The sequence below is a fragment of the Pseudomonas sp. TUM22785 genome, from assembly GCF_028198105.1.
Lineage (GTDB): Bacteria > Pseudomonadota > Gammaproteobacteria > Pseudomonadales > Pseudomonadaceae > Metapseudomonas > Metapseudomonas solani.
Genome location: NZ_CP116239.1, coordinates 2,634,550 through 2,647,163, shown reverse-complemented (window position 1 = coordinate 2,647,163; position 12,614 = coordinate 2,634,550). Strand labels below are relative to the sequence as shown.

At 66.7% G+C, this 12,614-nt stretch carries 14 protein-coding genes; 11 read left to right on the top strand and 3 right to left on the bottom strand.

The features are described 5' to 3' along the window. Positions 1-16: 16 nt before the first annotated feature. Together PI990_RS12250 and PI990_RS12245 are read left to right on the top strand one after the other, a co-directional pair. Entirely contained in the window at positions 17-868 is an 852-nt protein-coding gene (locus tag PI990_RS12250; protein WP_184489410.1) for a substrate-binding periplasmic protein, read from the top strand. A 69-nt stretch (positions 869-937) separates the two neighbouring features. Beyond that, positions 938-1,657: a 1-acylglycerol-3-phosphate O-acyltransferase gene (locus tag PI990_RS12245; protein ID WP_031286795.1), complete on the top strand. Its 720-nt coding sequence runs from the start codon at positions 938-940 to the stop codon at positions 1,655-1,657. Positions 1,658-1,726: 69 nt separating this feature from the next. Here the strand turns inward: PI990_RS12245 and PI990_RS12240 are convergent, their stop codons facing one another. Further along, the gene (locus PI990_RS12240; RefSeq protein ID WP_271660760.1) at positions 1,727-2,596 is read right to left on the bottom strand and encodes an alpha/beta fold hydrolase; all 870 of its coding nucleotides are present in this window, start codon (positions 2,594-2,596) and stop codon (positions 1,727-1,729) included. A gap of 189 nt (positions 2,597-2,785) precedes the next feature. Here PI990_RS12240 and PI990_RS12235 point away from each other — a divergent pair, with 189 nt between their 5' ends. Further along, a complete protein-coding gene (locus PI990_RS12235; RefSeq protein ID WP_271660759.1) occupies positions 2,786-3,757 on the top strand; it encodes a magnesium and cobalt transport protein CorA in 972 nt (323 codons plus the stop codon). Between the two features lie 539 nt (positions 3,758-4,296). Here the strand turns inward: PI990_RS12235 and PI990_RS12230 are convergent. Next, positions 4,297-5,019, bottom strand: coding sequence for an amidotransferase (locus PI990_RS12230; RefSeq protein ID WP_271660758.1), 723 nt, complete (start codon positions 5,017-5,019; stop codon positions 4,297-4,299). A gap of 331 nt (positions 5,020-5,350) precedes the next feature. On the opposite strand from PI990_RS12230, the gene PI990_RS12225 reads away from it, so the two are divergent. The 3 genes from PI990_RS12225 to PI990_RS12215 all read left to right on the top strand — a co-directional run bounded on the left by PI990_RS12225 (position 5,351) and on the right by PI990_RS12215 (position 6,289). Then, positions 5,351-5,575, top strand: a complete 225-nt coding sequence (locus PI990_RS12225; RefSeq protein ID WP_271660757.1) for a hypothetical protein — start codon at positions 5,351-5,353, stop codon at positions 5,573-5,575. A gap of 14 nt (positions 5,576-5,589) precedes the next feature. Beyond that, a complete protein-coding gene (locus PI990_RS12220) occupies positions 5,590-5,850 on the top strand; it encodes a hypothetical protein (RefSeq protein ID WP_021216718.1) in 261 nt (86 codons plus the stop codon). A gap of 67 nt (positions 5,851-5,917) precedes the next feature. Continuing rightward, positions 5,918-6,289, top strand: a complete 372-nt coding sequence (locus PI990_RS12215; protein ID WP_021216719.1) for a glutathione S-transferase N-terminal domain-containing protein — start codon at positions 5,918-5,920, stop codon at positions 6,287-6,289. 4 nt (positions 6,290-6,293) lie between these two features. Here PI990_RS12215 and PI990_RS12210 read toward each other — a convergent pair whose 3' ends face one another. Beyond that, complete coding sequence (locus tag PI990_RS12210) at positions 6,294-6,809, bottom strand: hypothetical protein (protein ID WP_271660756.1); 516 nt, start codon at positions 6,807-6,809, stop codon at positions 6,294-6,296. Positions 6,810-7,188: 379 nt separating this feature from the next. Between PI990_RS12210 and PI990_RS12205 the strand changes: the two genes are divergently transcribed. The 5 genes from PI990_RS12205 (at position 7,189) to PI990_RS12185 (ending at position 12,610) form a co-directional block, all read left to right on the top strand. Then, on the top strand, positions 7,189-8,460 hold the full coding sequence (locus tag PI990_RS12205) for an amino acid deaminase (protein ID WP_271660755.1): 1,272 nt from the start codon (positions 7,189-7,191) through the stop codon (positions 8,458-8,460). Between the two features lie 77 nt (positions 8,461-8,537). Beyond that, positions 8,538-9,890 carry a GntT/GntP/DsdX family permease gene (locus PI990_RS12200; RefSeq protein WP_184489417.1) on the top strand — a complete coding sequence of 451 codons (1,353 nt, stop codon included), beginning with the start codon at positions 8,538-8,540 and terminating at the stop codon, positions 9,888-9,890. Further along, a complete protein-coding gene (locus tag PI990_RS12195; RefSeq protein WP_021216723.1) occupies positions 9,890-10,747 on the top strand; it encodes a MurR/RpiR family transcriptional regulator in 858 nt (285 codons plus the stop codon). Before PI990_RS12200 ends, PI990_RS12195 begins: the two co-directional genes overlap by 1 nt. A gap of 3 nt (positions 10,748-10,750) precedes the next feature. After that, positions 10,751-12,205, top strand: a complete 1,455-nt coding sequence (locus PI990_RS12190; protein WP_271660754.1) for an N-acyl-D-amino-acid deacylase family protein — start codon at positions 10,751-10,753, stop codon at positions 12,203-12,205. A gap of 12 nt (positions 12,206-12,217) precedes the next feature. Then, on the top strand, positions 12,218-12,610 hold the full coding sequence (locus tag PI990_RS12185; RefSeq protein ID WP_184489419.1) for a RidA family protein: 393 nt from the start codon (positions 12,218-12,220) through the stop codon (positions 12,608-12,610). Positions 12,611-12,614: the final 4 nt, after the last annotated feature.

The window sequence follows — 12,614 nt, the reverse complement described above, 5'->3', positions numbered from 1 at the left end:
TTGCCGGAGGCATGCCATGCGCGCGTTTCTGCTGGTGGCCCTGCTCTGCGCCACGGTCCTGTGCCGTGCCCAGGGACCAACGCCCGTCGAGGTCACCATCCTCTGCGACTCGGGCTACCCGCCCTATAGCTACGAGGAGAATGGCGAAGCCAAGGGGCTCTATACCGATATCCTGCGCAGGGTCTTCGCCCTGATGCCGGGCTACCGCGTCACCATCCGCCCGGTGCCTTGGCCGCGCGGCCTGGCGGAAGTGGCCAAGGGCAACGCCTTTGCCCTCTACCCGCCCTACTACCGCCCGGACGAACGCCCGTGGATGGAGTACTCGCGGCCGATCATGGAAGAGCGCCTGGCGGTGTTCATCCGCCCGGGGCTGGCCGGCACCCGGAATTTCGACGACTTCCCCACTGCCTACGCCGGGCTGCGCGTGGGCCTCAACAGCGGCTTCGTCACGGTCAACTCCCAGCGCTACCGCGAGATGGTGGAGACCGGCGAGATCGACCAGTCCTACGCCCGCGACAACCGCACCAACCTGCTCAAGCTGCTGCGCCAGCGGATCGACGTCTACATCAACGATCGCCTGTCGATCCTCTGGGAACTGCAACAGATGCGCGAAGACGGCAGCATCACCGAGGAGGAAGCCATCAGCCTGGTGGAAGGCCCGGTTCTGGCCAGCGAACGCGGCCACCTCGGTTTCACCCGTCTCAATGCGGTCGCCTACCCCTACAAGGCCGACTTCATGCAGCGCTTCGACGCGGCACTGACCCAGGTACAGGCCAACGGCACCCTCGACCGACTGGCCGAACACTACAGCTCGCCGGAGTTCCTCCCTGCCACGGCCAGCGGTACAGAAAAGGTTACAACCCCCTGACCGGCAGCAATTGCCCAATAAAGTGCACACCCGTACACTGCGCGCCTTTTGTCTGACTGGGCGATATCGATGCTTTTCCTTCTGCGCATGATCCTCATGGGCGTGCACTTCATAGTCGCCGGCATCGCCGGTCTGTTGCTCGGCATCTGCCGCCCGTTCAACCCGGATAACAGTCGCCTCTGCGCCCGCTTCTATTCCCTGCCGGCGCTGCGCATCCTGCGCCTGGACGTGAAGCCCGAGGTGAAGCTGCTGGAGCACGACAAGGCCTGCGTCATCGTCGCCAACCACCAGTCCAACTACGACCTCTACGTGCTCGGCCGCGTGGTGCCGCCACGCACCGTCAGCATCGGCAAGAAGAGCCTCAAGTGGGTGCCCTTCTTCGGCCAGCTCTACTGGCTCGCCGGCAACGTGCTGATCGACCGTGGCAACGCCCGCAAGGCCCGCGAAGCGATGCTCACCACCACCGAGACGCTGCGCAACAAAGACACCTCCATCTGGGTCTTCCCCGAAGGCACCCGCAACCTCGGCGAGGAGCTGCTGCAGTTCAAGCGCGGCGCCTTCCAGATGGCCATCGCCGCCGGCGTGCCGATCATCCCGGTGTGCGTCAGCAACTACGTCAAGCAGATGCGCCTGAACCGCTGGAACAGCGGCAAGGTCATCATCCGCGCCCTGCCCGCCATCCCCACCGCCGGCTTGAGCCTGGACGACCTGCCCATGCTCATCGAGGAATGCCGGCAGAAGATGCTCGACTGCATCAACGCCATGGACCGCGAACTGGCCCAGGCCTGATCGTCCGTCCATGAAAAAGCCCGGCTCGATGCCGGGCTTTTTCGTTTGCGCGGGCGTGCAGGGTGGGCTTCAGCCCACGCGGCTCGAAACCTGCCCCTGTGCAACCAGGATGCCCCGCTCCACCAGCCAGCCAAGCACGAACTCCGCCACCGAACCCGGCGCTCGCAGCCAGGCGCTGTGGGGGTTTTCGTGGGGCGGCCGGGGCGACGGCAGGCGCTGCACCCGGGCCGGTGCCTGGATCAGCGCGGCCAGGCCGAGGGTGGAGGCTTCCGGCGAGAAGTTATCGCCTTCGATATTGACGAAGAGCGAGGTCACGCCCACCCGCGCCGGCTCCGCCAGGGGCAGGCCCACATGCTTGAAGTTGCCGCTGAAGGCCACCCGCCCCCATTGGCGGATCAGGCTGCGCGCCTCGTAGCCGCCGAAGCCGATGCGCGGCCCCGGCAGGTAGCCGAGCACCGCTGTCATCAGGTTGAAGCTCAGCGCCACCAGCGGCGTCATCAGGCGCTTGCGGCCGTGCCAGTGGCGGTAATGGATGTTGCCGCAGGCGACGCCGATCACCGTCACCTCGGCATCCGGGTTAGCCGCGGCATAGAGCGCCGCGACATGCCCACCCAAACTGTGCCCCAGCAACACCTGGCGGCTGCCGGGGAAATGCCGCGCGGCCATGGCCAGCAGCTTGGGCACGAAATCCTCCACCAGCTCGCGGTAGCCATAGTCATGGCCGCGGTCCGGGCGCGGCCGGCTGGTGCCCTGGCCCGGCCAGTCGGCCACCAGCACATTGCAGCCGGCGGCCACCAGCGCCTGGGCCAACGCCTCGTACTTGCGCGCCGCCACGCCCATGGCGGGCATCACCACCAGGGCCGGCGCACCCGGTTGACCCGGATGGATCGTCACCGGGCAATCGAAAGTACCCGCAGCGAAAGGGAATGCCTCGTTCACGCCTGTTCTCCTTGTTATGAGCGGGAGCCGCCGAATCTAGAGCAAGCGCCGCACCGGCACCATGACCCGCCGGGTAATTCGGCCGAAGTGCCCGCCTTTGTGGAAGAACTCCCCGCATCCACCGACACTCTCAAGCAGGGGCGGGTTAAGCTCACCGCCGCTCACCATTCGAACAAGGAAAACCAGCGCATGGGTCATGTGGTTGCCGCCGCCGTCTACGCCAAGGGCAAGAAGATCACCGACATCAGCCTCGACGAGGGCAAGGAGTGGGCGAAGAAGCCCGGCCATTTCGTCTGGATCGGCCTGCACGATCCTGGCGCCGAGGAACTGACCAACCTGCAGCGCCAGTTCGACCTGCATGAACTGGCCCTCGAAGACGCCCTGGTGCGCCACACCCGGCCCAAGCTGGAAACCTTCGGCGACGCCCTGTTCCTGGTGCTCTACTCGCCCATCCGCACCGACGACGGTCTCACCTTCGTCGAGACCCAGCTGTTCGCCGGCACCGGCTACGTGATCAGCGCCCGCTACGGTGCCTCGGCGCCTTACTCCCAAGTGCGCCAGCGCTGCGAAGCGCGCCCGCTGCTGCTGGAGCACGGCGAGGACTTCGTGCTCTACGCGCTGCTGGCCTTCGTCATCGAAAACTACCGTCCGCTGATGGACGGCTACCACCTGGAGCTGGAAGCCCTCGAGCAGTTGGTGCTCGACCGCCCCCTCAGCCAGGAAGATGTCGAGCACATCCAGGGCGTGCGCCGCGACCTGCTGCGCCTGCGCCGCTACATCGGCCCGCTGGCGGAAATCTGCCAGGAGCTGCAGCGCCTGGAGTTCCCCTTCATCGACAAGAACATGCGGCCCTACTTCCGCGACATCGCCATCCACGTCAACCGCCTGCTGGAAGACCTCACCGGCCTGCGCGAAATGGCCGACCACGCCATCGAGATCGGCCTGCTGCTGGAGTCCTCGCGCCAGAGCGTGGTGCAACGCAAGTTCGCCGCCTGGGCCGCCATCCTCGCCTTCCCCACCGCCGTGGCCGGCATCTACGGGATGAACTTCCAGAACATGCCGGAACTCACCTGGCACTACGGCTACTTCGGCGTGCTCGGCTTCATCGCCGTCGGCTGCACCGGGCTGTTCGCCAGCTTCAAGCGCTCGGGCTGGCTCTAGCCACGAGCCGCGCCCCACGAAAAAGCCGGCTCTGTCTGCGTTAGCTGTTGTGGTTTTAATGCAAGCGCTCAAGCACGGTGCTTTCCGGGCATTTATGGATTTCTTCCACCTCCACCGCATGGGTTTCGCTCCGCTCTACCCATCCTACGAAAGTCCGTGCGCACCACGTGGTGATGCGTTGGACGAAGAAAGTTGGAGCAGCCGCCAACGCCCCTCCAGGAGGCCGAACGCAGTCGTTGCGCCGGGGGACGAGCGGCATGGATGCCGCGAGAGGCGCGCCAGGCCATGGATGGCCCATCGCGCCGGCCCCCAGAGCAACGATGGAGTGAGGGAACCCCGGCGAAGCCGGGGCCGGATGATGGGGCAAGTTTTTTGGTTCCTTTTCAACGATTGGAAAAGGGACTCGCCCGGGGGGGGCGAAACCAGAAACATCACCAGAGTTCGGTAATCAGCTGGGCTCAAATTCTCTAGCAACACTTAAAGCCGACATAGCCAAAAAGCCCGCCATCACAGGCGGGCTTTTTCGTGGCACGAAGCGGTCAGGCCGCGTTACGGCCCTGGGCGACGAAACGCATCATCCACTCCGCCACCGTCGTGCCCTGGTGCTGCTTGTCCAGGCTGGCGACGCCCTTGCCGTAGATCTCATCGCCGAGGAACTGCTGGCGGATGTCCAGCAGCGCGCGGGAATAGTCGTGGATGAACTCCGGGTGGCCCTGGAAGCACAGCACCTGGTCGCCGATGGCGTAGGCCGCGTTCGGGCAGAAGTCGCTGGAGGCGATCAGGGTCGCGTTCTTCGGCAGTTGGGTGACCTGGTCCTGGTGGCTGATCAGCAGGGTCAGCTGGTCCAGTGCCGGGCTCATCCAGGCCGGTTGCTCGGCGATGCGGTAGGCATGGGTACCGACGCCCCAACCCTGGGTCGCACGCTCGGTGCGGCCGCCCAGCAGCAGCGCCAGCAACTGGTGGCCGAAGCACACGCCCAGCAGCTTGTCACCGTTCTCGAAGCGCTCCAGCAGGTAGGTGCGCAGGGTCTGGATCCAGGGGTCATCACCGAAGGAGTCGGCCTTGCTGCCGGTCACCAGGTAGGCATCGAAGCGCTCGCCGGCCGGCGGGTAGTTGCCCTCCACCACGTTGTAGACACTGAACTGGGCCTCGATCGGCTGCTTGGCGAACAGTTGCTCGAACATCTTCCCGTAGCCCTGGTACTGGTCGACCAGTTCGGGGCGAAGGAGATCGGTTTCCAGAATGCAGATACGTAACGGCATGGCGGACTTCCTGAAGCAATGAAAGGGGCAGCGCAAAGTGTGCGATTTATTTAACACAGGCGCCCCTATAAGGAAATAGCGCCTACACCGAAGCGCCATAGAGGCTGACTAACAACGGGATAGGGAAAAGCAGCGGAGACGTCGTATGGGGCGGCCTTTCAGTAGATTCCCTTGCCACTCAGGCACTTGGATCGATCGTCAATAAAATTTTACGAACCCGCCCAGACCTATTGGTTTCGTCGATAGTTGAAATGCCTGATATCCGTTTTTCTATCGAATCGCTTTTCGCGAAGCTGTGCCCACTCCACGGAACAGCCAAGCGGAAACCACCATGAGCAACCTCCCCCTCAAATACGCACGCAATGGCGCCCTGGCTTCGCTCGGGCTCTACACCATCGCCATCTCCCTGCTGCTGGTGGTGAGCTTCAGCTACGAAAAAGCCCGCCTGGGTGTCAGCCCGGTGGACGGCTCCATGGGCTTCTACCAGCAGCTCAGCCAGAGCGTGCCGGCGATACTGATGAGCCAGAAACCGGTCAGTGGACGGCAAAGCGGCTGAGGAGCGAGATCGCCATGAAGGCACAACGCAAACGGCTTCTCCTGCTCGCCGGCCTGGCGCTGATGACCAACGGCTTTTCGCTGATGGGTTACGCCCACGGCTCGGTGGGCGGCGTGGCCAAGAACATCGAGGCCCGCCACGAGATCGACCGCCAGCTCGCCAACGAGGTGGCGCTCAAGGGCGAACTCGGCAGCCCGCCGATCCGCCGGCAGTTTCAGCTGCCCGCCGCCTTCGTCATGGATTCACTGCTCTGCTGCCGCGACCGGTTGGCATGAAAGCCGGCCGCCGCGTCGTGCATCGGGTAGACTGCCGGCCCGTTTTCCGCCGCAAGGGTTACCAACCGTGTTCATCAAGGCACTCCGCATCGGCCTGGGCCAACTGATCATCCTCATCGACCTCGTCACCCGCCCGCGCAAGCTGCGCCGCAGCCCCGAGGCGCAAGCCCGGGTCGAGGAGGAAACCGCCGGCCTCGCCCTCTACCAGTTCCACGCCTGCCCCTTCTGCGTGAAGACCCGCCGCACCCTGCACCGCCTCAACCTGCCGGTGCAGCTGCGTGATGCCAAGAACGACGAAAGCCACCGCGCCGCCCTGCTGGCTGGCGGCGGCAAGGTCAAGGTGCCCTGCCTGCGCATCGACGAGAACGGCGAAAGCCGCTGGATGTACGAATCCAACGACATCATCCGTTACCTCGAAAGCCGCTTCGCCCAGGCCTGACCCGCTAGTTACCGCCGCCCGCGCCCCCGGCACCGCCCGCCGCGCCACCCGCCGCGCCCGACCCCGTGGTCGAACGGCCCTGGCCGGTGGTCGGCGCGCCGGGTGCGGCAGTGGAGGTGCCGGGCAACGCCGTCGAACGCCCCTGCCCCGTGGTCGGATTGCCCGGCGCGTTGGTCGGCATGCCCTGCCCCGTCGTCGGTGTATCGGGAGCCGCGATGGAGCTGCCCTGACCAGGGGTCGGCGAGCCCGGCGCGGTGGCCGGATTGCGCGTGGTAGAGGTCGGCGTCCCCACCGAGCTGCCGGAGCCCTCAGCGCCTGGCGTCGCCGCCGAAGACGGCACCCCGGAATTGTTCAACGCCGGTTGCTCGCCCTTGCGCTCGGCCTCCATGTTGGCGCCGATCTGGTCGCGCTCCTGCTCCATGGTCAGGTCCTCGTCATCGGCCAGCACCGCCGTGGAAACGGCGCCGACCAGCAGCAGCAACGGAAGATTCAGCCGTCTCATCTCAACCTCCAGGTTCATTCGGCATGACCTAGGGTGGACCCTGGCCAACGGCCGGGCGTTCAGCCAAAAGCGTGCGCGCAACCTCGATGTGCAAGCGCCGATCTCCGTGATCGCAGCGCTCATCGCCCGATGAATCCATGAGTCGGCACTGGCCAGGGGTGAGCCGATGCACCGTCCCGCACCGCCAACGCATCCAGCCGCCCGGGCGGGCGAATCCGGAACATCGCAGGTCGGAGAACACGCAGCCACGACAAGGAATCCGGCCAATACCCTGGCAATACGCTGTTTGCCGCAGATCCGCTCGCGTTTCCGAAGCTGCAAGGCAGGCCCGCTGGCACGTAGCGGAACGTCGGGAGGTAGTGGTACTTGTTTTCAGCGAACCAAGGAGGAAGACCCGATGGCTGAAAACAAATTTCAAGAACGGCCGCTCGACCCTAACGGCAAAGGCCTTGGCCCAGCACCCAGCGGCTGCCGTATCGCCGACGTTACGAGCCTGGGCTGGAACATCCTCGCCGACGACGTCAGCCTGCCGGTCGCCGTACTGCGCCAGAGCCGCCTCGAACACAACCTGGCGTGGATGGGCCGGTTCATCCGCCACTACGGCGTACAGCTGGCCCCCCACGGCAAGACCACCATGAGCCCCGCACTGTTCCACATGCAGCTCGAACAGGGCGCCTGGGGCATCACCCTGGCCACCGCCCCACAGGTGCAGGCCGCCTACAACCACGGCGTGCGGCGTGTGCTGATGGCCAACCAACTGGTAGGCAAGGCGAACATGGCGCTGGTCGCGCACCTGCTCCGGGACCCAGGCTTCAGCTTCTGTTGCCTGGTGGATTCCAGCACGAACGTCGAGGCACTGGGGCGCCACTTCTCCGCCACCGGCCAACGCCTGCGGGTGCTGCTGGAGTTCGGCGTGCAAGGCGGTCGCACCGGTATCCGTGACGAGCGACAGGAGGCCGAGGTGCTCGCAGCCATCGGGCGCTGGCCTGGCACCCTCAGCCTGGTGGGCTGTGAAGTCTACGAAGGCGTGTTGCAGGACGAGCCCAGCGTTCGGAACCTGCTGCGCCATGTACTGGAACGCACGCGGCAGCTGGCCGCCAAAGGCTGCTTCGACGAGCCCGAGGTGATCCTCTCCGGCGCGGGCTCCGCCTGGTACGACGTGGTCGCCGAAACCTTCAGCGGCCAGGACATCGGCCAGCCCCTGCAGGTGATACTGCGCCCGGGCTGCTACCTGACCCACGACGAAGGCATCTACCGCGAAGCGGCGCAGCGGATCCACGCCAGCAACACCGTGGCCAGGGAAATGGGTAGCAGCCTGCTGCCAGCGCTGCAGCTCTGGGCCCATGTGCAGGCGCAGCCCGAACCGGGCCTGGCGATCATCGGCCTGGGCAAGCGCGATGCCGCGTTCGACGCGGGCATGCCCCTGCCGGCGCTTCACCACCGCCCTGGCCGCGAGGCGCCGCCGGTGGTCGCTCCGGCCGCCTGGAAGATCACGCGGATGATGGATCAGCACGCCTTCCTGGAAACGCCCCCCGACGCCGACCTGCAAGTGGGCGACCTGCTTGCGTTCGATATCTCCCACCCCTGCCTGACCTTCGACAAGTGGCGCCAGTTGCTGCTGGTGGATGACCACTACCGGGTCATCGGCGCGGTGGAAACCTTCTTCTAGCTCACCCCCTGGAACGAGCCGGTTCCCGCCTTATCAGGCGGGGCGGCCGGCCTTTGCCCCGAGAAAAGGAGCACACCATGCCCGCCAGTTCCGGCACCTACCTGCTGATCCACGCACTGCTCGCCATCATTGCCCTGGTGCTGCTGATCGCGCGCTATCGGCTCAACCCCTTCATCGTCATCACCCTGGTGTCCATCGGCCTGGCCCTGACCACCGGCATGCCGGCCCAGGACATCATGGTCGCGTACGAGGCCGGCGTCGGCCGCACCCTCGGCCATATCGCGCTGGTGGTGGCCCTCGGCACCATGCTCGGCAAGATGATGGCCGAGTCGGGCGGCGCGGAACGCATCGCCCAGACCCTCATCACCCGCTTCGGTGAGCGCAACGCCCACTGGGCCATGGCCGCCATCGCCTTCCTCTGCGGGCTGCCACTGTTCTTCGAAGTGGGCTTCGTGCTGCTGGTGCCCATCGCCTTCACCGTGGCCCGCCAGGTCGGGGTATCGATCCTGATGACCGGCCTGCCCATGGTGGCCGGGCTATCAGTGGTGCATGGGCTGGTCCCCCCACACCCGGCGGCCATGCTGGCGGTGGGCGAATACTCGGCGCAGGTCGGCAGGACGGTTCTCTACGCCATCGTTGTCGGCATTCCCACGGCGGCGATCGCCGGGCCCCTCTTCACCCGGCTCGTGGCCCCGCGCATCCAGTTGCCCGCCCACAACCCCATCGGTGAACAACTGCTCGGCTCCGGCAAGCCCGTGGCATCGCTGCCAGGCTTCGGCATCACCATCGGCACCATTCTGCTGCCGGTGGCACTGATGCTGCTTGGCGGCTGGGCCGATCAACTGAGCACCCGGGGCAGCGGGCTTCACCAGTTCCTGTCGTTCGTCGGCAACTCGGTGATCGCCCTGCTGATCGCCACCCTGTTCAGCTTCTGGAGCCTGGGTCTGGCCCGTGGTTTCAACCGCGATTCCATTCTCAAGTTCAGCACCGAATGCCTGGCCCCCACCGCTGCCATCACCCTGCTGGTGGGTGCCGGCGGCGGCCTCAACCGCATCCTCATCGAAACCGGCATCACCACCGAGATCGTCGCCCTGTCGTCCCGCTTCGAGCTCTCGCCGCTGTTGCTGGGCTGGCTGGTGGCCGCGCTGATGCGCATCGCCACCGGCTCGGCCACCGTCGCCATGACCACGGCCGCCGGCATCGTCGCCCCCATTGCGCTGGCCAGCGGCTACCCGCACCCGGAGCTGCTGGTACTGAGCACGGGCGCGGGCTCGCTGATTCTCTCCCACGTCAACGATGGCGGCTTCTGGCTGATAAAGGAGTACTTCAACATGACCGTGGTCCAGACCCTGCAGACCTGGACGGTCCTGGAAACGCTGATCTCGGTGGTCGCCCTGGCCCTCACCTGCGGCCTGGCCCTGGTGCTGTGATGGACATCCTCTACACCATCCGCAGCCGCCAGGGCCGGCTCAGCGGCAACGCGGCGCGCATCGCCGAGGCCGTGCTGCACGACGTGGCCTTCGCGGCCGCAGCCAGCATCGATCAACTGGCGGCCAAGGCCGGCGTGAGCAAGGCCGCGATGTCGCGCTTCGCCCGGTCGATGGACTGCAACGACCTGCGCGACCTGCGCCTCAAGCTGGCCCGGGCCTCCCTGGTCGGCCGCCGCTTCCTCGCCGGGGCTGCCACACCGGCGCTGCCTTTCCACGAACAGATCCTGGCAGACGTGGAAAACAGCCTGCGCCACCACCTCGACGGACTCGACCAGGCGCACCTGAGTGCCGCAGTGGACCTGCTGGCCTCCGCCCGCCGCCTCTACGCCTTCGGCATGGGCGGCTGCTCCACGCTGCTATCGACCGAGTTCCAGTTCCGGCTGGTGAGGCTGGGCTACCCGGTGTCCACCTACCACGACCCGGTGATGATGCGCATGGTGGCCTCCACCCTGGCGGAGGGCGACCTGCTGATCGTGCTGTCGCTCACCGGCACGCCGCCCGACCTGCCGAGCGTCCTGCGCCTGGCCAGGGACTACGGCGCCCGGATACTCGCCCTCACCCGAGCGGACGGCCCCCTCGCCGCGCTGGCCGACATCGTGCTGCCCGTGCACCTGGACGAAACCGAGTTCATCCATAAACCGACAGCCGCCCGCTACGGGATGCTGCTGATCATCGACCTCCTCGCCACCGAGCTCGCCTTGCGCAACGCCGAAGCCAGCCAGGAACTCCTGCGCCGGGTGAAGCTGGCGCTGGACGGCTATCGCCAGGGCGAGGACCGACTTCCGCTGGGGGACTGACACATGAACCACTACGACACACTGATCCGCCGCGCACAGGTCATGGACGGCAGCGGGACGCAAGGCTTCGTCGCCGACGTCGGCCTGCTGGACGGCCGCATCGCCCTGATCGGCGAGGCCGGCGATGCTACTGCCGAGCGCACCGTCGATGCCGATGGGCTGATCCTGGCCCCGGGCTTCATCGACGTGCACACCCACGACGACCTGGCGCTCATCCGTAACCCGGTCATGCTGGCCAAGCTGAGCCAGGGCGTGACCACGGTGATAGTCGGCAACTGCGGCATCAGTGCCGCCCCCGTGCGCCTGACCGGCTCTCCGCCGGACCCGATGAACCTGCTAGGGACGGCGGAAGCCTTCTGCTACCCGCGCTTCTCGGACTATCGCTCGGCGGTGGAACGGGTCCGTCCGGCGGTCAACGTCGCGGCACTGGTGGGGCACACCGCCTTGCGCAACAACCACCTGGACCGCCTCGACCGCAGCGCCACGGAAGCCGAGATACGCGCAATGCGCAGCGAGCTGGCAGCCAGCCTGGCCGAGGGCGCCATCGGCCTGAGCAGCGGCCTGGCTTATGCCTCGGCCCATGCAGCCGACGCCAACGAGGTGCGCCAGCTGGCCGAAGAGCTGAGCCGCTTTGGCGGGCTCTACACCACCCACCTGCGCGACGAGTTCGACGGCATCCTCGGTGCGCTGGACGAGGCGCTCGCGACCGGCCGCCATATCGACAGGCCGGTGGTGGTGTCCCACCTGAAATGCGCCGGTGTCGGCAACTGGGGCCGAAGCGCCGAGGTGCTCGCCCACCTGGACGCCGCCAGCACCGGGCAACCCCTGGGCTGGGACTGCTACCCCTACGCCGCCAGCTCGTCCACCCTCGACCTCAAACAGGTCACCGACGCCTACGAAATCCTCATCACCTGGTCGGAGCCGTACCCCCACATGGCTGGGCGCACGCTGGTGCAGATCGCCGCCGACTGGGCGCTTCCCCTGCTGGAGGCCGCGCGGCGCCTGCAGCCCGCCGGTGCGGTGTACCACTGCATGAGCGAAGCGGACGTGCAGCGCATCCTCGCCCACCCGCTGACCATGATCGGCTCGGACGGCCTTCCGGAAGACCCGCAACCCCACCCGCGGCTGTGGGGCACCTTCCCCCGCGTGCTCGGCCACTACGCCCAGGACATCGGCCTGTTCAGCATCGAAGAGGCGCTGCGCAAGATGACCTCGCTTCCCGCCAACCGCTTCGGCCTGCATGAACGAGGCGTGGTCGCCGGCGGCTACTGGGCCGACCTGGTGCTGTTCGACGCCCTGACCCTTTCCGACGTCGCCAGCTACACCGACCCGCAACGCCCCGCCACCGGCATCCACGCCGTCTGGGTCAACGGCACCCTGGCCTATTGCCCGGGGGAGGCCTGCCCAGACAGGGCGGGCCGCTTCCTGGCCCGCGACACCCCCTCCCCCGTGAACTGAAAGGAGCACCCCATGACCGAACTCAAACGCTACACCCGCGCCAGCGGCACCGCCGGCCAACCCATGCCCTTCGCCCGCGCCGTACAGGCCGATGGCTGGCTCCACGTCTCCGGGCAGACGCCCCTCCGCGACGGTGTGCTGGTGGATGGCGGCATCGTCCCGCAAGCCCGCCAGTGCCTGAACAACCTGCTGGAGATTCTCGACGAGGCCGGTTATCGACCCGAGCACGTGGTGCGCTGCGGGGTCTGGCTGGATGACCCGAGGGACTTCGGCGCCTTCAACGCGGTGTTCCTCGAGTTCTTCGGCGACCACCCGCCAGCCAGGGCCTGCGTGGTCTCCAGCATGGTCATCGACTGCCGGGTCGAGGTCGACTGCATCGCCTACCGTGCGCCCGAAGGGAGGTAGCCGC

Coding starts and splice junctions, on each gene's coding strand:
- PI990_RS12220 (WP_021216718.1), top strand. CDS start 5,590: ATGAAGGCACAACGCAAACGGCTTCTCCTGCTCGCCGGCCTGGCGCTG.
- PI990_RS12250 (WP_184489410.1), top strand. CDS start 17: ATGCGCGCGTTTCTGCTGGTGGCCCTGCTCTGCGCCACGGTCCTGTGC.
- PI990_RS12245 (WP_031286795.1), top strand. CDS start 938: ATGCTTTTCCTTCTGCGCATGATCCTCATGGGCGTGCACTTCATAGTC.
- PI990_RS12210 (WP_271660756.1), bottom strand. CDS start 6,809: ATGAACCTGGAGGTTGAGATGAGACGGCTGAATCTTCCGTTGCTGCTG.
- PI990_RS12195 (WP_021216723.1), top strand. CDS start 9,890: ATGGACATCCTCTACACCATCCGCAGCCGCCAGGGCCGGCTCAGCGGC.
- PI990_RS12235 (WP_271660759.1), top strand. CDS start 2,786: ATGGGTCATGTGGTTGCCGCCGCCGTCTACGCCAAGGGCAAGAAGATC.
- PI990_RS12190 (WP_271660754.1), top strand. CDS start 10,751: ATGAACCACTACGACACACTGATCCGCCGCGCACAGGTCATGGACGGC.
- PI990_RS12185 (WP_184489419.1), top strand. CDS start 12,218: ATGACCGAACTCAAACGCTACACCCGCGCCAGCGGCACCGCCGGCCAA.
- PI990_RS12225 (WP_271660757.1), top strand. CDS start 5,351: ATGAGCAACCTCCCCCTCAAATACGCACGCAATGGCGCCCTGGCTTCG.
- PI990_RS12200 (WP_184489417.1), top strand. CDS start 8,538: ATGCCCGCCAGTTCCGGCACCTACCTGCTGATCCACGCACTGCTCGCC.
- PI990_RS12230 (WP_271660758.1), bottom strand. CDS start 5,019: ATGCCGTTACGTATCTGCATTCTGGAAACCGATCTCCTTCGCCCCGAA.
- PI990_RS12205 (WP_271660755.1), top strand. CDS start 7,189: ATGGCTGAAAACAAATTTCAAGAACGGCCGCTCGACCCTAACGGCAAA.